The following is an 18,696-nucleotide window of genomic DNA, read 5'->3' on the forward strand; positions in this document are numbered from 1 at the left end:
ATATGCTCGCCCCGCACGATTTATTATTGAGAATGCGGAAAGGCGGGCATATACTCAATCGAACCTAAAAAAATAACATTTTACCAAAACTTTTATCACAACTTGTTGTCGATGCGGGGAGTGCATCACACTTTATAAAATGGATTTTTCACCCATACTCTTAGTGGCAGTGGGTGTTCTTCTAATTATTTCCTCTGTTCATAGTCGCATATCAGACAAGGCGGATTAACCGTCTGTTCTCATAATGACCTGCATAAATTGCCTAATATTTTCTTGGCAGGTTAATAAGTCAGAAGAGAAAGTGATGGAGAAGCTATGAGTTCATCGTGTGTAGAAGACCTGAGTATTCAAGATAATCAATGGTATCGCATCGCCAATGAAATGCTCGGGATGGCCGATATCCAGATTAATGGTACTCGACCTTTTGATATAAAAGTAAAAAATCCTGATTTCTTTAAGCGTGTTTTACAGGAAGGTTCTTTGGGTCTGGGCGAAAGCTATATGGACGGCTGGTGGGAATGCGAGCGTCTCGATATGTTCTTCCAGCGGGTCATTAACGCCGGTCTTGAGACTAAACTCCCGCGCCATTTTAAAGATATACTCCGCATTGCAGCCGCACGGCTAACCAATCTTCAATCCAGAAAACGCGCCTGGATTGTGGGCAAAGAGCATTACGACTTGGGCAACGACTTGTTCAGTCTGATGTTAGACCCCTATATGCAATATTCCTGCGGTTACTGGAAAGAGGCAACAACTCTCGAACAGGCCCAGGAAGCAAAATTAAAAATGATTTGCGATAAGCTGCAATTGAAGCCGGGCATGCGCTTGCTCGACATCGGATGTGGTTGGGGTGGGCTTTCGGAATTCGCAGCGAAAAATTACGGCGTTAGCGTTGTTGGAGTCACAATCTCTGCTGAGCAACAAAAAATGGCACAAGAGCGCTGCAAGGGCCTCGACGTCACTATTTTGCTGCAAGACTACCGCGACCTGAACGATCAGTTTGATCGTATTGTGTCGGTGGGCATGTTCGAACACGTGGGTCCGAAGAATTATCAGACTTACTTCAACGTGGCGAAACGCAATATTAAGCCGGACGGTTTATTCCTTCTGCATACGATTGGTTCGAATAAAACCGACCTGAACGTTGACCCGTGGATCGATAAGTATATTTTCCCTAATGGCTGCTTGCCTTCCGTTCAGCAAATCGCGCAAACCAGCGAATCACTGTTTGTGATGGAAGATTGGCACAACATCGGGGCGGATTACGACAGGACGCTGATGGCGTGGTATGAACGTTTCCAGCAGGCATGGCCTTCTCTGGCAGAACGTTACGGCGATCGCTTCTACAGAATGTTTACTTATTATCTTAACGCCTGTGCCGGCGCCTTCCGCGCCCGTGACATTCAATTGTGGCAGGTGGTATTCAGCGCGCAAGGCGTCGAAGGCGGTATTCGTGTTCCACGCTAAGTGACAGACGAAAAAAAGCCGGACAGTGATGAGCTGCCCGGCTTTTTTATTGCGCTGTTTTTATTTTATAAATTAGTGCTCTTGCTGTTCGGCCAGCGCCTGAGCCGTGGCCATCGCGGCTTCGCGGCTTGCCAACACGCGCTCGACGGTGTCAACGATCGCCTGGGTCTGCGGGTCGATTTCAATATTGATTTTATCCCCCAGACGTTTCGCGCCTAAGGTGGTTCTTTGCAGCGTTTCAGGAATTAAATGCACGCAGAAACGGGTTTTGGTCACTTCACCGACGGTCAGGCTAATGCCGTCAATACCAATGAAACCTTTATGCAGCACATATTTCATTAAATCTTCGTGAGGCATGCGGAACCAGATTTGACGGTTATTTTCTGAGGTCAGGATTTTCGCCACTTCTGCCGTACAAATAATATGCCCAGACATTAAGTGGCCGCCGATTTCATCATCAAATCGCGCTGCGCGCTCGAGATTTACCTCCGCACCGGGCTGCAAATCACCCAGGTTGGTCAGGCGAAGCGTCTCTTTAACCAAGTCGAAGCTCACCAGATCACCCTTAACTTCCGTGACGGTAAGGCAACAACCATTGTGAGCAACCGACGCGCCAAGCTCGAGGTTGTCCAGCATATGGGCTGGCATTTTGACAACGTGGGTACGGAAGTTAGGTTTTTCATCGATGGACACTAGCGTTCCTGTGCCCTGAACAATACCGGTAAACATAGGTCATGCCTCATTAAATGCTTGTCTCTTATCCGTCAGTTTGCCGCAGAATTGAGGGAAAGCCAAATCAATGAATCTAAAATATCAACCCGATGTAAAAGCGCATTATTTAACTCGACATTAACAGCTTTATTGCTTAAAAAATCTTAAGATGTACAATCTTCGGGCTATTTCCCGCTATTTTAGCGTCATGTTTTCCATGACGTTTTCTTAATTTAATCACTGTCCAACGTGGTTGGAGTTTCGGCAATACAGCACGTGAAGCGCCCTTGGGAATGTTTACAGGAAATATTCCCCTCTCCGGCGTACGGCTCTCGACGCGATAACTTCAGGAACGAAGGATTAACCATATAAAGGTGTATACGTGCAGAAGTACCTTACAGAAGCGCGTGTCTTATTAGCGCTCGCTGTTCCCGTCATCTTTGCTCAAATTGCTCAAACCGCAATGGGCGTGGTGGACACCATCATGGCTGGCTCGGTCAGCGCAACGGACATGGCCGCAGTGGCCGTCGGTACCTCGATTTGGCTGCCGGCAATTCTTTTGGGTCATGGCTTGGTGCTGGCACTTAGCCCGACCGTGGCCCATCTCAACGGTGCCGGTCGACGCGATAAAATCGCCCATCAGGTGCAGCAAGGTTTCTGGCTGGCGGCAGGCGTGTCGGTGCTGATCATGGCCGTCATCTATAATTGCGAGCACATCATCGGCCTGATGCATAACGTGGATGAAGAGCTGAAAGAGAAAGCCATTGGTTACCTGCACGCCATTATGTGGGGCGCGCCGGGCTACCTGTTCTTCCAAGTGCTGCGCGTCCAGTGCGAAGGGTTGTCGAAAACCAAGCCGGGGATGATTTTTGGTTTTGTTGGGCTGATGGTTAACATTCCGCTCAACTATATCTTCATCTATGGTCACTTTGGCGCACCGGCGCTGGGCGGCGTAGGCTGCGGCGTGGCGACAGGCACCGTTTACTGGGTGATGTTCCTGATGATGCGTTACTACGTGAAGCATGCTTACTTCATGAAGGACATTGTTGCGCAGAGCCGTTTCGCCAAGCCGGATTGGGCCACCCTTAAACGCTTAACCTCGCTGGGCCTGCCAATTGGTTTAGCGCTGTTTTTCGAAGTGACGCTGTTCGCCATCGTCGCACTGCTGGTTTCTCCACTGGGCATTGTCGCCGTGGCAAGTCACCAGATAGCCCTGAGCCTCGGCTCGCTGATGTTCGTCATTCCGCTCTCTTTGGGCATGGCGACCACCATCCGCGTGGGTTCGCGCTTGGGTGAGTCCTCGGTGGAAGGGGCGCGCGTGTCGGCCCGTACCAGTATTTTCACCGGGGTGGTGATTGCCTGCTTCACGGCGTCTCTCTCGGTGATTTTCCGCGAACAGATCGCCGCGCTGTATAACGACAGCCCGGAGGTGGTGGCGCTGGCCTCCAGCCTGATGCTGCTGGCGGCAGTTTATCAGATCTCAGATGCCATTCAGGTGATCGGCACTGGCGTACTGCGCGGCTATAAAGACACGCGTTCTATCTTCTACATTACTTTTGTTGCCTACTGGGTGCTGGGGCTGCCGATTGGCTACACGCTGGGTCTGACCGACTGGGTAGTGCCGCGAATGGGGCCAAGTGGTTTCTGGTGGGGCTTTATTATCGGGCTGACCTTCGCGGCGGTGATGGTGTCGCTGCGGATTCGCTGGATCCAGAACCAATCTTCATTCGTCATTTTGGATAAAGCGCGCCGATAATCTGCTTTGCAGCACAACCTAGCCGCCGGACAACCGTTTCCGGCGGCTAAGCTGCCAGCATTAATGTTTAAAAAATCAACGCAATGAACATTAGCGCACCACTCAGTCACAATATCGTCGTAAAATGTTTTTTTTCCCTTGCCAGTCATCGGGTAGGTCGCTAATATTCGTCCCCGCTGCCGCACTGGCAGACAGAAAACGATGCGTCCGTAGCTCAGTTGGTTAGAGCACCACCTTGACATGGTGGGGGTCGGTGGTTCGAGTCCACTCGGACGCACCAAATTCTGCGCAGTACCTGTTTCATCAGATGTGCGTCCGTAGCTCAGTTGGTTAGAGCACCACCTTGACATGGTGGGGGTCGGTGGTTCGAGTCCACTCGGACGCACCAGATGAACACTCCTTCTCTTCCTAATCTTGCAGTGACTTCTTCGTATTCAAATCCCAACATTGTTCAATTTCAGTATTAGATCCTAGAACCCAAGCCACTCGTTAGCCTTTATCCTGCTCAAAATAGTACCTATAGTGATTTCTCCCCTGCCCGTTTCGGCGATTTGCGCAACGAACGCCTCTCAGATGCCAGAAGCTTGCGCAGCGTCATGTTTTTTATTTTGTTTCCCGCCGCTTACCCCCTATAATACGCACCGTCTCTTCGATTGAATGGTTTCAGCCCCTTGATCTGTCGATATCGTACGTATAAAAGCAGCACCTTACCCAAGACGATGATTAATCGTACAGAAAGCCATGCCTTGGCTGAACTTTACACACCATTTCTTCTCCAGTCGCCTACGCTTAGTATTGTTTTGAATCAACCAGGCACCACCCAAATTTCTCGTGGGCAGCAGCGCTGCCGGGCGAACATATTCCCAATCCATCACAACTTGTAGATAAAATCGTCATGAAAAAGACCAAAATTGTTTGTACCATCGGCCCAAAAACCGAATCTGAAGAAATGCTGACCAAACTGCTTGATGCAGGCATGAACGTTATGCGTTTGAACTTCTCTCACGGTGATTACGAAGAACACGGTCAGCGCATCAAGAACATCCGCAACGTTATGGCTAAAACTGGTCATAAAGCGGGCATCCTGCTGGACACCAAAGGTCCAGAAATCCGCACCATGAAACTGGAAGGCGGCAAAGACGCTGCGCTGGTTGCTGGTCAGACTTACACCTTTACTACTGACCAATCCGTGATCGGTAACAGCGAGCGCGTAGCGGTAACTTACGCTGGTTTCGCAGCAGACCTGAAAATCGGTAACACCATTCTGGTTGATGACGGCCTGATCGGTATGGAAGTGACCAACGTCACTGAAACCGAAGTAACCTGTAAAGTGCTGAACAACGGCGACCTTGGCGAAAACAAAGGCGTTAACCTGCCGGGCGTTTCTATTGCTCTGCCAGCTCTGGCTGAAAAAGACAAACGTGACTTGATCTTCGGTTGCGAGCAAAACGTTGATTTCGTTGCAGCTTCTTTCATTCGTAAACGTTCTGACGTGCTGGAAATTCGCGAACACCTGAAAGCACACGGTGGCGAACACATCCAGATCATCTCTAAAATCGAAAACCAAGAAGGCCTGAACAACTTCGACGAAATCCTCGAAGCTTCTGACGGCATCATGGTTGCTCGTGGCGACCTGGGCGTTGAGATCCCAGTAGAAGAAGTTATCTTCGCGCAGAAGATGATGATTGAGAAATGTAACCGCGCGCGTAAAGTCGTTATCACTGCGACCCAAATGCTCGATTCCATGATCAAAAACCCACGCCCTACTCGCGCAGAAGCGGGCGACGTGGCTAACGCCATCATCGACGGTACTGACGCAGTCATGCTGTCTGGCGAAAGTGCGAAAGGGAAATATCCGCTGGAAGCCGTGACTATCATGGCAACCATCTGTGACCGTACCGACCGCGTGATGCAAAGCCGTATCGACGGTCAGAATGAAAACCGCAAACTGCGCATCACCGAAGCCGTTTGCCGTGGTGCCGTTGAAACCGCTGAGAAGCTGGACGCGCCTCTTATTGTTGTCGCAACTAGCGGCGGTAAATCAGCCAAAGCCGTGCGTAAATACTTCCCACACGCCACTATTCTGGCTCTGACCACTAACGAAGTGACCGCACGTCAACTGATCCTGACTAAAGGCGTGATCACTCAGCTGGTCAAAGAAATCGCCTCTACTGACGACTTCTACCGTATCGGTAAAGAAGCTGCGCTGGAAAGCGGTCTGGCTCAGAAAGGTGATGTTGTGGTGATGGTTTCTGGCGCGCTGGTTCAGAGCGGCACAACCAATACTGCATCGGTACACGTTGTCTAATTAGAAAAGTGACATCGCTTTCTGCCAAAACGCCGCGTAATGCGGCGTTTTTTATTGGCTGCAATGTAAATAATTAGACAAGACAGTAAAAACAGCTAACAAATAAATGGGACAAGTCTCATGGAATCCGGCTGTTTTCGCTGCATTTTTTAACTTTTTCGCAAAAAAAGATGCTTCTTTGAGCGAACGATCAAAATAAAGCGATTGCGAGCAAAAATTTATTCTCATTAGAAAAAGGTTTGTGTAATACTTGTAACGCTACATGGAGATTAACTTAATCTAGAGGGTTTTATAATGAATCGCACTAAACTGGTACTGGGCGCTGTAATCCTGGCTTCTACTATGCTGGCTGGTTGTTCAAGCAATGCTAAAATCGACCAACTGTCTTCAGACGTTTCTACTCTGAACTCTAAAGTTGACCAACTGAGCAACGACGTGAACGCAATCCGTTCTGACGTTCAAGCAGCTAAAGACGATGCAGCTCGCGCTAACCAACGTCTGGACAACCAAGCTCACGCTTACAAGAAGTAATATTACTTCAATAGTTAAATGGCGCACTCAGTGCGCCATTTTTTTTGCCTGTCGTTCAGCATCTCTCCGCTCCCCTCTTCCACACCTGACATTCCCCGTCTAAATACCCTTAAAACTCGCCACAGCGCCTTCTACCAGACGAACATAAAAAAAGGAGCTGGTATCAGCTCCTTAATATGCAATGCCTCTATGGGCCGTACAGCGCGATTATTGGTTATCGGCGGTCTGGTAAGACTGAACCTGAGTAATAGAAGCACTTTGCGGCTGGGGGACTTGTGATGACGGCGCTTCTTGCGCTGAGTCAGCATCAGTGCCGTGACTCACAATCACCGGCATACCCGAGCGGCGCTCGATGGCCTGCTTCACCACATCTTCATTAGTCTCTTTGTTCTTGATGAACTTCTTCTCTGCGGCGGTCAGCGCAATCGGCTTGGTCTGCGGATCGTCCTTGTCGGTGTGCGACAGCGGCTGGTGCACCTCGATATAACGCTTACCGTCCGGCTCAACCGCCACTTTGATTGGCTGATTGATTATCTGCACGCGCGTGCCTTTCGGCACCATGTTGAACAGCGCTTCGATATCGTCCGGACGCAGGCGGATACAGCCCGAGCTGACGCGCATACCGATACCAAAGTTGGCATTGGTACCGTGGATCAGATATTGCCCGGTGCCCGCGGACAGGCGCATGGCGAACAGCCCCATCGGGTTATCCGGCCCGGCTGGCACCATGCCCGGCAGCTTAATGCCGTCTTTCAAGTAAGCTTTACGGATGTTGGCGGTCGGTGTCCAGGTTGGATTGGGGATCTTCTGGCTGACCGAAGTCACCATTTCCGGCGTATTACGCCCTAATTGGCCAATACCTATTGGCAGCACGATCACCTTATCCTCCCCTTTCGGGTAGTAATAAAGGCGCAGCTCGGCAAGGTTTACCACAATGCCTTCGCGCTTGGTGTCGGGAAGCAGCATCTGCGATGGAATGGTCAGCACCGTGCCCGGCTTCGGCAAATAAGGGTCGGTGCCCGGGTTGGCTTCCAGCATTCCAATCAAACCAATCTGATATTTGGCGGCTGCCGCTTCGAGAGGTTTGCCATCGTTTGGCACAACGTAGGTGGTGTTCTCACCGATAAGGCGGCTGTTATCCGGCGGCAGCGGATATTCTGCGGCGTTGGCCGCGCCGGTTCCGGCTGTTAGATAGCCAGCGAATAACATCCCCATCAGGGGTAATACACGTTTCATACTCATTCCTACTGATGATTATCGTAAGGGTTGAAACCCGATGCCAAGGCAGGTGCGCAGGCATCAACTTCCTGTTGAGTTTTAATAGTAGCAATGCCTGAAGTAAAGGCAATTAAAACGCTTAAAATCAAAGCGTTACAAAAGCTCGACGGAATGAAAATTAAGGCAAGAGAAGCGTTTTAAGCAGCTGAATTATCAGAATTAAATGGCAAGAGAGGATGGGAGAGGAAGAGAAATAACGTTGCTCATTAGCAGAACATTCCTAACGAGCAACGTGTCGTGATTAGCTCAATTGCTGGGCATTAGCACGAATAGCGCGGATCATCGCTTCAAGCCCTTGCGAGCGTGAAGGCGTAAGATGCTGGCTCAACTCAAGGGCGGTGAAGAAAGGACGCACGTCCAGTTCCACCACTTCCTGCGCTGTCAGACCTTGGTACAGGCTGAAGACAATCGCCAACAGCCCTTTAACGATGGCCGCATCGCTATCACCCGCGAAGCTCAGCTCACCCGCCTCGTTAATCTGCATTACAATCCAGACTTGGCTTTGGCAACCGGAGATCAGGTTTTTATCTTGGCGATGTTCATCGGCCAGCGCGGGTAATTGTCCACCCAGTTCAATCACGTACAGGTATTTCTCTTCCCAGTTCGGGCACCGGGAAAAGTTTTTCACTAATTTGTCTTTATCTGGCAAAGCCATAAAAATAGATCCTGATAATAGACTGCGGGTTAACCCAGCAGACGATGAATGCGTTGCAGCCCGGCGACTAAGCGATCGACTTCTTCGCGAGTATTGTACATGGCGAGCGACGCCCGGCACATGGCCGGCACACCGTAAAATGACATCAATGGCATGGCGCAGTGGTGGCCGGTACGGATAGCAATACCGTATTGGTCAAGGAAGCTGCCGACATCGTAGGCATGGTGCTTGCCCAAGTTGAAAGCGATTACGCCGGAGCGAATTGCCGGGCCATAGATGACAATATCAGGGATCTGAGCCATAGCTTCGAGTGCATAACTCATCAGCGACTGCTCGTAATCATGGATCTCAGCAATGCCCAGGTCAGTGACGTAGCTCATTGCCGCGCCCAGCCCCATGATGCCAGCCGTGTTTGGCGTACCCGCCTCAAAGCGCCAAGGCGCTGCGGCAAAGGTGGTGCCTTCGGTTAGGCTGACGTGTTTGATCATCGAACCGCCGCCTTCCCACGGTGGCATTTGATCAAGCAAGGCTTTCTTGCCATACAAAATACCAATGCCGGACGGCCCGTAGAGCTTGTGACCAGACCAGACATAGAAGTCGCAATCCAGCGCCTTCACGTCCACGGTGTGGTGCATCACGGCCTGCGCGCCATCAACCAATACCGTCAACCCGGCCGCTTTCGCCTGAGGAATGATGGTTTCGATTGGGTTCACCGTGCCCAGCACGTTAGAGACGTGGGCCAGCGCCAGCAGCTTAGTGCGCGGCGTGATCAGGGTTTCCAGCTCAGACAGGTCCAGCTCGCCGTTTGGCGTTAAGTGCCAGACGTCGATATGCAGATCGCGCTCTTTCGTCAGCATCTGCCATGGAACGATGTTCGCATGGTGCTCCATCTCAGTGATGATGATGCGATCACCGGCGTGCAGCAACGCGCGGCCAAAGGTGTTGGCGACCAGATTAATGGCTTCGGTCGAACCTTTGACGAACACGATCTCTTCGGCAGAAGCCGCATTGATGAACTCTGCCGCTTGCTGGCGGACATTTTCCATCTGCTCGGTGGCTTCAGCACTTAAGGTATGAATGCCGCGGTGAACCGCGGCATAGCCATGCTGGTAGAATTCAAGCTCGCGCTCGATAACCTGATGGGGTTTCTGCGCGCTGGCCGCGCTATCAAGGTAGGCCAGCGGCTGGCCGTTAACTTCGCGGCTCAGCAGAGGGAAATCGTTACGAACTCTTTCCAGAGGAAAACTCATTACTCACCTCGATTTAGTCGGCCAGCAATACGGGCAATGACTACATCGCGCAGGGTTTCGTTTTTGATGGCTTCGGTCAATTCCGCCGCGAAAGCAAAGATAATCATATGCTGTGCGTCCTGGCCGCTGATACCACGCGCGCGCAGGTAGAAAAGCTGTTCGTCATCGATACGGCCCACTGTCGCACCGTGGCTACATTTCACATCATCGGCATAAATTTCCAACTGAGGTTTGGTGTCCACTTCAGCCTGTTTGCTCAGCAGCAGGTTGTTGTTGGTCATTTTGCCGTCAGTTTTCAGCGCGTGTTTTGCCACTTTAATCATGCCGTTAAACACGGCCTTGGCGCGGTCACGCACGATCACTTTATGCAGCTGATTGCTGTTGCAATAGCCTTTGTTGTGTTCGAGATAAGTACGGGTATCGGCAATTTCTGCGTCAACTGGCAATACCAGACTGTTGATGTCCAGATTGCTGTTTTCACCGTTAAGCTGCGCGCTGGTGTTGTTACGGGTCAGACCCGCACCCAGCAAGAAGCTGTGGCTGGCAACGCGTGCGTCACGGCCAATCACTAAATCATTGTGCGAGAAGTGGAAGCTCGCCTGGCTTTCAAAAGCAAGTTTGTAGTGAGTGAAATCCGCGTTGTCGCCAACGTTAACCGTCATACGTGAGCCGGTGAAATGACCTTTGTCACTCAGGCTGACGTAGTGCTCGATCACTTCAGCATTGGCGCCGCTTTCAATCGCCAAGTGGTAGCGATGGTGAACGGTATTAATCTCACGAGCCTGCTCGCGACCGCTGCTGACGTGCAGCAAATAGAGCGGTTTATCTGCTTGCTTACCAGCAGGTAAACGCACAGACAGGCCGTCTTGCGCCAGACTTTCGGTCAGGTGCAGGAAGACTTCTGACTCAATCGGCTCAGGCAAAGTCTGCTGAACGGACGGGCTCAGTTTTTCAATTTCAAACGCGCCAGTTTGCACATCGCTAAGGTCAGCATCAAAGCGACCATCGACGAACACCAGGCGGTAAGCATCCAGCGGCAAAGCCAGCGCCTTTAACTCTTCAGCGCTCAACGCCTGTGGCTGCGGAGCAAAGAATTGATTACCGAGCAAAGAGGAAACCGGAGTGTACTTCCAGTTTTCAAGCTTGGCGTGTGGAAAACCGATACGCAGAACTTGCTGCCAGTGCGCATGCGCGTGGGCAGAGTTCTCGCCGCCTGCGCTTTCGAACAGGCGATACAACTGTTGCATGGCGTGCGAACTGCCCGCCGCAGGTACGTTACTCTTGGTCTGTAAGCCAGCCATAACCCTGCTCCTCTAACTGTTTAACCAAGGTAAAATCGCCGGATTTAACAATGCGGCCCTGCCACAAAACGTGCACGTAGTCAGGCTTGATGTAGTCGAGGATACGCTGGTAGTGGGTCACGATAACGAATGAACGTTTGCCGTCACGGAGGCTGTTAACGCCGTCAGAAACAATTTTCAGCGCATCGATATCCAGACCTGAGTCGGTTTCATCAAGGATACACAGATTTGGCTCAAGAGCCGCCATCTGCAGGATATCGTTACGTTTTTTCTCACCGCCGGAGAAGCCGACGTTGACAGAACGGGTCAGCAAATCTTCTGGCATTTTCAGCATGGCAATTTTTTCTTCGATGAAATCAGCGAAGTCAAAACGGTCCATGGGTGCCTGACCGCGGTACTTGCGTACGGCGTTAACGGCGGTTTGCAGGAAGAAGTGGTTGGTGACGCCAGGGATCTCAACCGGGTACTGGAAGGCCATGAATACGCCTTCGCCTGCCCGCTCTTCTGGGTCCAGGTCCAGCAGGTCTTTACCGTTGAATTCAACAGTACCGTCGGTGACTTCGTAGTCCTCGCGTCCGGCCAGCGTCGCGGAAAGCGTACTTTTACCGGAGCCGTTCGGGCCCATAATAGCGTGCACTTCCCCTGGTTTGATCTCGAGATCAAGCCCTTTAAGAATTTCCTTTTCTTCGACACGGACTTTTAAATTCTTGATGCTTAACATACGTATCCTTGAGTTTGCGCCTGCGCGCTCATAATTCTGTGGTTCTTTCACTGGTTCAGTCGTTCAATTTCCAGCGCTCGTCTAAATCGTCTTCTCACGGGAAAGAAGTGGGTGGACGAGCGGGAAAAGCGTCAGTTCTCTTTATATAGCGTTGTTATATAAGAGAAAGAGAATCACCCGACGCTGTGCTCAAGGCTGATAGCCAGAAGCTTCTGGGCCTCAACGGCAAACTCCAGCGGCAGCTCAGAGAAGACATCCTTACAGAAGCCATTAACAATCATCGAAATCGCATCGTCTTCGCTGATACCGCGTTGTAAGCAGTAGAACAGCTGGTCGTCGCCGATTTTCGAGGTGGTTGCTTCGTGCTCAAGCTGGGCAGTGTTGTTGCGCACTTCCACATAAGGGAAAGTATGCGCGGCACTGTCTGGGCCGATAAGCATGGAGTCACACTGAGTAAAGTTACGGGCATTCTCAGCCGTTGGCAGAATCTTGACCAGACCACGATAGCTGTTCTGGCTGTGACCGGCAGAGATACCTTTAGAGATAATGGTCGACTTGGTGTTTTTACCAATGTGGATCATTTTGGTACCGGTGTCGGCCTGCTGCTTACCGCTGGTCAGCGCGACAGAGAAGAATTCACCGATTGAGTTATCCCCTTTTAGGATAACGCTCGGGTATTTCCACGTGATCGCGGAGCCAGTTTCAGACTGAGTCCAAGACATTTTTGAACCTGAACCTTCACACAGTGCGCGTTTGGTCACGAAGTTCAGTATCCCGCCGCTGCTGTCTTTACTGCCGGAGAACCAGTTCTGCACGGTGGAATATTTCACTTCGGCATCTTTGTGCAGAATGACTTCAACCACCGCCGCGTGCAGCTGATAGGTGTCGCGCACCGGGGCAGAACAGCCCTCGATGTAGCTCACGTAGCTGCCTTCGTCGGCAATCAGAATAGTACGTTCGAACTGACCGGTTTTCGCCGCGTTAATACGGAAATAAGTGGACAGTTCCATCGGGCAGCGCACGCCTTTTGGTACATAAACGAAAGTACCGTCAGAGGCCACGGCAGCATTCAGTGCAGCAAAGAAGTTATCTTGCGCAGGCACCACGGTACCGAGGTACTTGCGCACCAAGTCCGGGTATTCATGAATGGCTTCGCCGAAGGAGCAGAAAATCACGCCGGATTCAGACAGTTTTTCACGGTAAGTGGTGGAGACGGAAACGGAGTCGAAGATTGCATCGACCGCCACTTCTTTGCCTTCACGAACCGGAACACCGAGCTGTTCGAACGCTTTTTCTACTTCGCTGGTCAGGTAATTTTTGCCGTCAACTGCAGGCACGCCCAGCGAATCTGCTGGAGGCTGCTGCGTGGCACCCGGCTGAGAACCACAGGTATCATCACAGCTGCCGCAGGAAGGTGCGGAGTAGTAGCTGTAATCCTGATAGTCGAGCGGCGTGTAATACGCTTTCAACCAGTGTGGCTCTTCCATTTTCAGCCAAGCATGATAAGCCTGCAGACGGAACTCCAGCATCCACTCAGGCTCATTGCGCTTCGCGGAAATGGCACGCACCACATCTTCGTTGATGCCAGATGCTAATTCATCGGTTGCCAGCTGAGTGAAGAACCCTTCCTTGTATTTCGTCTCCTCGCCGACCCAAGACTGCACATTGTCTGGAATTTCTACGTTGCTTCGTGACATGTTGGTTACATCGCTTCGTTTACAATAATGTTAGACACCAAAGCTCTCGCCACACCCGCAGGCATGTTGAGCTTTAGGATTATTGAATTTAAATATCTGATTCAGTCCTTCGCGGACGAAATCCACCTCGGTGCCATCAATGAAAGGCATTGCCTTCAACGGGATGAACAACTTGGCACCATCGTGTTCAAACACCAGATCATCGCCGGCTGGCTGCTTAGTCAGATCGAGGACATACGCGAATCCCGCGCAGCCTGACTGCTTCACAGAGAGCTGTAGCCCTTTAACTTCTGGATCTTGGTTGATGAGCGTTTTGACCTGCTTAGCCGCAGAGTCAGTCAACGTCACACCTTTCCAAATGTTCTCATCTAAAGAGAACGTGCCGACTGTTTCAGTTTGCATCTGTCCTACCTCATCGTTTCAGGGTCATAGACAAGACCTATTGTGCCTATTCTAGTGATAACAGGTATCACTTCAACCTCTTGTTTTAAGAGGGTATAGCGATTTAGCGTGAGGAACTTCACTCTACGCTTACGCTTTCCAAGGCTGGCCGCTGGCGGGTCTTCAACACCGCGACCATCAACTAATTGAATAAGTTGTCAATTTTTTGTTAAAAAAAATCTAATTGCCGATTTTCAATCGAAAAAAATAATGTTCCTGATCACTATTATAAAACATTCATCGGAAATACCTATTTATGAATTCGTTCTTTTATAGTCAGGAAATGCCTTTTTTCGCCCCCATTTCCGCACTTTTAACAGGGATATTCCGCTTATTTATAGGTCTACAAATCGACAAATAAAAATCCACTGGCTGATTGATCACCCGCCGCTTTGCAAATATGATAAGTTCCACTTTGATAATGGTTATCATTCACAAAATTGGACTGCTGCTAATGACTCAATCGGTTAATGCATGGCTGCAAACTAAAATCGACGAATACAAATTCAGCGTGCGTGATGCCACGGTAGATTTTTATATGGCGGAAGCCGCGCTGCAAAGAGTTGATGCCGAAATCAGCCAGCTCAAGCGCTTCAACAGTATCTGTCTGGACATGGCGAACATGTGCCTGCAAAACGGTGATGACCACAGCTACCTTCACGCGCTGTGTAAATTACATAACCGGCTTATTTTAGAAATAAATACCGCTCACCGTAATGAGCTATTCCGCGTGCAGAGTTATCACTTTGCCCGCCATACGTTAAAACTGATTTGTCACTATTATGCCATGATGGGCATCTGGGACAAAGCGACAGCCTTTCAAACTGACTTTGTAAAACGCGTCCCCTTTCAGCTTTAGCGTCAATTCAATCAATTAGCCCCATGGCTTGCCGCCAATAAAAAAGGCAGACATAGCGAAATATGTCTGCCTGATGCACATCTATTAACATTTCAGTCGATCAATCGATGATCATCGTGGTTAGCCGCGAAATGCAGCACAGCCTCTCCTGCTCGTCGAAAATCTCAATCTGCCACACCTGGTTACGCCTGCCGGTGTGCAGTGCGCGGCACACGCCCTTCACCCTGCCCTTGGTTGCCGAGCGCAGGTGGTTGGCGTTGATCTCGACGCCCACCACTTTCTGCTCGCCCTCGCTGCACAGGTAGCCCGCCATCGAACCCATCGACTCCGCCAGCACCACGGAAGCGCCGCCGTGCAACAGGCCGAACGGCTGGGTGGTCCTTTGGTCGACAGGCATGGTGGCCTCAAGGTGGTCGTCAGCCAGCAGCGTGAACTCAATGCCCACGTGCCCGACCATGCAGCCCTGCCCGCTGGCGTTTAGCGCCTCAAGGGTGGTTTGCCGTTTCCACAATGTCATAGGGTTTCCTTTCCGTTAAGGGATCATTTCCAGCAAGGCTTGCAACGGATGGCGCAGCCCATTGCCTTCAATACGTTTTACCTGACTGCGGCACGAATAGCCGGTCGCCAGACAGCGCTGGCGCGGCAGACGCTGTAAGGATTGGTGCCATGACAGCTCGTAAATACCTAGCGAGTTTTGGATATTCTTGCTCTCGTGGCCGTAAGTCCCCGCCATGCCGCAGCAGCCGACGCTGACGTTTTCCAGCTTGGCGCCGTAGCGGGCGAAAATATCCCCCCACTGCTTGCCGCTGGTTGGCAGCGCCGTGCTTTCCGTACAGTGGCCGAACAGATACCAAGACTCGCCGCTTTGCTGCTGCTCCGGGCGGTCCGCCAGCAAGGTGCTCAGCCACTCGTGGACCAATTGCACCTCAAACGAGCCGCGCGCTTCGCCCAGGATCTCTTTGTATTCATCGCGATAGCAAAGCACCAAGGCAGGATCGACGCCCACCAGCGGCATGCCCAACTGCGCCACGCGGTTGAGGAAGATGGAAGTTTTCTTGGCGGTTTTGGCGAAACGCTGCAAGAAGCCTTTGATGTGCTGCGCCTTGCCGTTCGGTGAAAACGGCAGCAAGACGGGCTTCAAGCCCAGCTTCTCTACTAGCCGCACGAAATCGGCCACCACCTGTGCATCGTAATAGCTGGTGAAGGGGTCCTGCACAATCAGTACATACTGGTTGCGCTGGGCAGGACTAATTTTCTCCAACTGCTCCAGCGTCATGGTGGTCGCGTTATGCCCCAGCAGCTGTTGGCGCAGGGTTGGCGTAGATAGCAGCGGCAGATCGACCATGCCGATGCTTTTGCGACTCATCTCTCGCACCCAAGGCTGGCTAAAGAAGAAGTTGAACACCTTCGGCGCCTTCGCCATCAGCGGCGTATAGCTTTCCACTCCGGCGACCAAATGGTCACGCATCGGGCGCAGATAGCGCGTGTGGTAGAGCTGCAAGAAGCGCGAGCGGAAGCCCGGCACGTCGATTTTTATCGGGCACTGGGTCGAGCAAGCCTTACAGGCCAGACAGCCGGACATCGCCTCTTTCACTTCATGAGAGAAATCGTACTCGCCCTTATTGGCATGCCAGGTATTGCGCGTCCGATCGATAAGCCCGCGGAAGCTCATTCCTTGCTGCGGCAAGGCATTTTCCAGCGCCAGCGGATCTACGCCCTGCTCTGCCAGCAGACGCAGCCATTCGCGCACCAGGCCGGCACGGCCTTTCGGCGAGTGAATGCGGCTGCCGGTAATTTTCATTGACGGGCACATCGGGCTTTTCACATCAAAGTTAAAGCACAGGCCGTTGCCGTTACACTCCATCGCGCCACGGAAGGACTGGCGAACCTCGAGAGGAATGCGTCGATCAAAGGTGCCGCGCTTGACCGCGTCCACTTTCATCATCGGCTCGTCGTTGTCTAAAGGCGCACAAATCTTGCCGGGGTTGAGCCGATTGTCCGGGTCGAAGACCGATTTAATGCGGCGCAGCTCGTGGAACAGCTCTTCGCCGAAGAAGGCCGGGCTGTATTCGGCGCGGAAGCCTTTACCATGCTCGCCCCACAACAGGCCGCCGTATTTGGCAGTTAACGCCACTACTTGGTCGGAAATCTGCTTCAGCAGGACTTCTTGTTGCGGGTCACACATATCCAGAGCCGGGCGGACGTGAAGCACCCCGGCGTCGACGTGGCCGAACATACCGTAACTCAGGTTATGACTGTCGAGCAGCGCGCGGAATTCAACAATATAGTCAGCCAGATGCTGCGGCGGCACGCAGGTGTCTTCGGCAAACGGCAGCGGCTTGGCCTGCCCTTTGGCATTCCCTAGCAGGCCGACGGCCTTTTTGCGCATATTGTAAATACGCTCAATGCCTGGCAGGTCGGCGCAAATCTGATAGCCAATCACCCCGGCTTCGCCGTCGCTGATTAAACTGTCGAGGCGTTCACAAAGCGATTCAACCTGACGCTCGATCAACACGCCGTCATCACCTGCGAACTCGACAATATTCAGCCCCTGCATGTCTTTGCCGGGGACGTCGGTAATGTAGTCACGCACGGTGTGCCAGACGATATCTTCCCGCGCCAGATTCAGCACTTTGGAGTCGACCGTTTCCACCGACAGGGCATTGGCCTCAACCATCAGCGGCGCATTGCGCAGCGCGGAGTTGAAAGAGTCATATTTAATATTGACCAGACGGCGCACTTTCGGGATTGGCGTGATGTTCAGCCGCGCTTCGGTGATAAAGGCCAGCGATCCTTCTGAACCCGTGAGGATGCGAGTCAGGTTGAAGTTTTGCAGGTCGTCGCTTAATACGTGGCGCAAGTCATAACCGGTGAGGAAGCGGTTAAGTTTGGGGAATTTTTCGATAACCAGCGCGCGGTTGTCGCGGCAGCTATCTAACACGGTGCGATAAATCCGACCAATCACCGAATTCTCTTCACCCAGCTTGTCAGCCAGCGCCGTCGGCATGGAGGTGGTGTCGAGCATCTCGCCGCCAATCACAATCGCCCGCAGCCCGAGAACGTGGTCTGAGGTTTTGCCATACACCAGTGAACCCTGACCCGAAGCGTCGGTGTTGATCATGCCACCCAGCGTCGCGCGGTTACTGGTCGACAGCTCAGGGGAGAAGAAATAGCCGAGTGGGCGCAAATAGTCATTCAGCTGGTCTTTAATCACCCCCGCTTCAACCTTCACCCAGCCCTGCTCGACGTTAACATCTAGGATGCGATTCATATGACGGGACATATCAACCACAATTCCCCGGTTTAACGACTGGCCGTTGGTGCCAGTACCACCGCCGCGCGGGGTGAATACCAGAGATTTAAAACGCTCCTGCCCGGCGAGACGCGCCAATAAGGCCACGTCAGAGGTCGCCATCGGGAACAGCACGGCATCCGGCAGCAGCTGATAGACGCTATTGTCGGTCGCCATCGTCAATCTATCGGCGTAGCTGGTTGTCACATCGCCGGTGAACCCGTCTTTTTTTAACGCTTCCAAAAAATCGAGCACCAGTTGAATGACGCCGGGTGCCTGTGAAATCTGTGGGATCATTTATTTCGACTCTATTTTGTTGTTGTTTGCCGGGCCCTGTTCATTACCCAACATAAAAACTAACATACTTCGTTTTCACGCGCTTCGTCTGCGTAAGGTTGACTATAATCATCCACCGATAGCGCCTGCACG

At 51.8% G+C, this 18,696-nt stretch carries 15 protein-coding genes and 2 tRNA genes; 7 read left to right on the forward strand and 10 right to left on the reverse strand.

Translation table 11 applies throughout. The features are described 5' to 3' along the window. Positions 1 to 315 precede the first annotated feature (315 nt). Entirely contained in the window at positions 316 to 1,467 is a 1,152-nt protein-coding gene (cfa, locus tag V2154_RS11840; RefSeq protein ID WP_353502417.1) for a cyclopropane fatty acyl phospholipid synthase, read from the forward strand. Positions 1,468 to 1,539: 72 nt separating this feature from the next. On the opposite strand, the gene V2154_RS11845 is transcribed toward cfa, so the two are convergent. Beyond that, complete coding sequence (locus V2154_RS11845) at positions 1,540 to 2,196, reverse strand: riboflavin synthase subunit alpha (RefSeq protein WP_353502418.1); 657 nt, start codon at positions 2,194 to 2,196, stop codon at positions 1,540 to 1,542. A gap of 364 nt (positions 2,197 to 2,560) precedes the next feature. On the opposite strand from V2154_RS11845, the gene V2154_RS11850 reads away from it, so the two are divergent. The 5 genes from V2154_RS11850 to V2154_RS11870 all read left to right on the forward strand — a co-directional run bounded on the left by V2154_RS11850 (position 2,561) and on the right by V2154_RS11870 (position 6,773). Then, positions 2,561 to 3,934: an MATE family efflux transporter gene (locus V2154_RS11850; protein ID WP_353502419.1), complete on the forward strand. Its 1,374-nt coding sequence runs from the start codon at positions 2,561 to 2,563 to the stop codon at positions 3,932 to 3,934. A 203-nt stretch (positions 3,935 to 4,137) separates the two neighbouring features. Continuing rightward, a tRNA-Val gene (locus tag V2154_RS11855) sits at positions 4,138 to 4,214 on the forward strand. 31 nt (positions 4,215 to 4,245) lie between these two features. Then, positions 4,246 to 4,322 (forward strand) — tRNA-Val (locus V2154_RS11860). A gap of 507 nt (positions 4,323 to 4,829) precedes the next feature. Further along, positions 4,830 to 6,242, forward strand: coding sequence for a pyruvate kinase PykF (gene pykF, locus V2154_RS11865; RefSeq protein WP_353502420.1), 1,413 nt, complete (start codon positions 4,830 to 4,832; stop codon positions 6,240 to 6,242). Positions 6,243 to 6,536: 294 nt separating this feature from the next. Continuing rightward, positions 6,537 to 6,773 carry a major outer membrane lipoprotein gene (locus tag V2154_RS11870; protein WP_013576093.1) on the forward strand — a complete coding sequence of 79 codons (237 nt, stop codon included), beginning with the start codon at positions 6,537 to 6,539 and terminating at the stop codon, positions 6,771 to 6,773. Between the two features lie 207 nt (positions 6,774 to 6,980). On the opposite strand, the gene V2154_RS11875 is transcribed toward V2154_RS11870, so the two are convergent. The 7 genes from V2154_RS11875 to sufA form a co-directional block, all read right to left on the reverse strand. Continuing rightward, entirely contained in the window at positions 6,981 to 8,009 is a 1,029-nt protein-coding gene (locus tag V2154_RS11875) for a L,D-transpeptidase family protein (RefSeq protein WP_353502421.1), read from the reverse strand. Between the two features lie 283 nt (positions 8,010 to 8,292). Beyond that, positions 8,293 to 8,706, reverse strand: a complete 414-nt coding sequence (gene sufE, locus V2154_RS11880) for a cysteine desulfuration protein SufE (protein WP_353502422.1) — start codon at positions 8,704 to 8,706, stop codon at positions 8,293 to 8,295. Between the two features lie 29 nt (positions 8,707 to 8,735). Next, positions 8,736 to 9,956, reverse strand: a complete 1,221-nt coding sequence (sufS, locus tag V2154_RS11885) for a cysteine desulfurase SufS (protein ID WP_353502423.1) — start codon at positions 9,954 to 9,956, stop codon at positions 8,736 to 8,738. Continuing rightward, positions 9,956 to 11,257, reverse strand: coding sequence for a Fe-S cluster assembly protein SufD (sufD, locus tag V2154_RS11890; RefSeq protein WP_353502424.1), 1,302 nt, complete (start codon positions 11,255 to 11,257; stop codon positions 9,956 to 9,958). The genes sufS and sufD overlap by 1 nt, the downstream gene beginning before the upstream one ends. Then, on the reverse strand, positions 11,232 to 11,978 hold the full coding sequence (gene sufC, locus V2154_RS11895; protein WP_353502425.1) for a Fe-S cluster assembly ATPase SufC: 747 nt from the start codon (positions 11,976 to 11,978) through the stop codon (positions 11,232 to 11,234). The genes sufD and sufC overlap by 26 nt, the downstream gene beginning before the upstream one ends. 173 nt (positions 11,979 to 12,151) lie before the next feature. Next, on the reverse strand, positions 12,152 to 13,675 hold the full coding sequence (gene sufB / locus V2154_RS11900) for a Fe-S cluster assembly protein SufB (RefSeq protein WP_034791151.1): 1,524 nt from the start codon (positions 13,673 to 13,675) through the stop codon (positions 12,152 to 12,154). A gap of 30 nt (positions 13,676 to 13,705) precedes the next feature. After that, positions 13,706 to 14,077, reverse strand: coding sequence for a Fe-S cluster assembly scaffold SufA (gene sufA, locus V2154_RS11905; protein ID WP_353502426.1), 372 nt, complete (start codon positions 14,075 to 14,077; stop codon positions 13,706 to 13,708). Positions 14,078 to 14,570: 493 nt separating this feature from the next. On the opposite strand from sufA, the gene V2154_RS11910 reads away from it, so the two are divergent. Beyond that, entirely contained in the window at positions 14,571 to 14,975 is a 405-nt protein-coding gene (locus tag V2154_RS11910; protein WP_034791153.1) for a hypothetical protein, read from the forward strand. A 100-nt stretch (positions 14,976 to 15,075) separates the two neighbouring features. Here V2154_RS11910 and menI read toward each other — a convergent pair whose 3' ends face one another. After that, positions 15,076 to 15,492, reverse strand: a complete 417-nt coding sequence (gene menI, locus V2154_RS11915) for a 1,4-dihydroxy-2-naphthoyl-CoA hydrolase (RefSeq protein ID WP_154145951.1) — start codon at positions 15,490 to 15,492, stop codon at positions 15,076 to 15,078. 15 nt (positions 15,493 to 15,507) lie between these two features. Beyond that, entirely contained in the window at positions 15,508 to 18,564 is a 3,057-nt protein-coding gene (gene ydiJ, locus V2154_RS11920) for a D-2-hydroxyglutarate dehydrogenase YdiJ (RefSeq protein ID WP_353502427.1), read from the reverse strand. Between the last annotated feature and the right edge of the window lie 132 nt (positions 18,565 to 18,696).

It is taken from the genome of Ewingella sp. CoE-038-23, from assembly GCF_040419245.1.
Classification (GTDB): Bacteria; Pseudomonadota; Gammaproteobacteria; order Enterobacterales; family Enterobacteriaceae; genus Ewingella; species Ewingella allii.

Coding starts and splice junctions, on each gene's coding strand:
- cfa (WP_353502417.1), top strand. CDS start 316: ATGAGTTCATCGTGTGTAGAAGACCTGAGTATTCAAGATAATCAATGG.
- V2154_RS11845 (WP_353502418.1), bottom strand. CDS start 2,196: ATGTTTACCGGTATTGTTCAGGGCACAGGAACGCTAGTGTCCATCGAT.
- pykF (WP_353502420.1), top strand. CDS start 4,830: ATGAAAAAGACCAAAATTGTTTGTACCATCGGCCCAAAAACCGAATCT.
- V2154_RS11870 (WP_013576093.1), top strand. CDS start 6,537: ATGAATCGCACTAAACTGGTACTGGGCGCTGTAATCCTGGCTTCTACT.
- V2154_RS11875 (WP_353502421.1), bottom strand. CDS start 8,009: ATGAAACGTGTATTACCCCTGATGGGGATGTTATTCGCTGGCTATCTA.
- sufE (WP_353502422.1), bottom strand. CDS start 8,706: ATGGCTTTGCCAGATAAAGACAAATTAGTGAAAAACTTTTCCCGGTGC.
- sufS (WP_353502423.1), bottom strand. CDS start 9,956: ATGAGTTTTCCTCTGGAAAGAGTTCGTAACGATTTCCCTCTGCTGAGC.
- sufD (WP_353502424.1), bottom strand. CDS start 11,257: ATGGCTGGCTTACAGACCAAGAGTAACGTACCTGCGGCGGGCAGTTCG.
- sufC (WP_353502425.1), bottom strand. CDS start 11,978: ATGTTAAGCATCAAGAATTTAAAAGTCCGTGTCGAAGAAAAGGAAATT.
- sufB (WP_034791151.1), bottom strand. CDS start 13,675: ATGTCACGAAGCAACGTAGAAATTCCAGACAATGTGCAGTCTTGGGTC.
- sufA (WP_353502426.1), bottom strand. CDS start 14,077: ATGCAAACTGAAACAGTCGGCACGTTCTCTTTAGATGAGAACATTTGG.
- V2154_RS11910 (WP_034791153.1), top strand. CDS start 14,571: ATGACTCAATCGGTTAATGCATGGCTGCAAACTAAAATCGACGAATAC.
- menI (WP_154145951.1), bottom strand. CDS start 15,492: ATGACATTGTGGAAACGGCAAACCACCCTTGAGGCGCTAAACGCCAGC.
- ydiJ (WP_353502427.1), bottom strand. CDS start 18,564: ATGATCCCACAGATTTCACAGGCACCCGGCGTCATTCAACTGGTGCTC.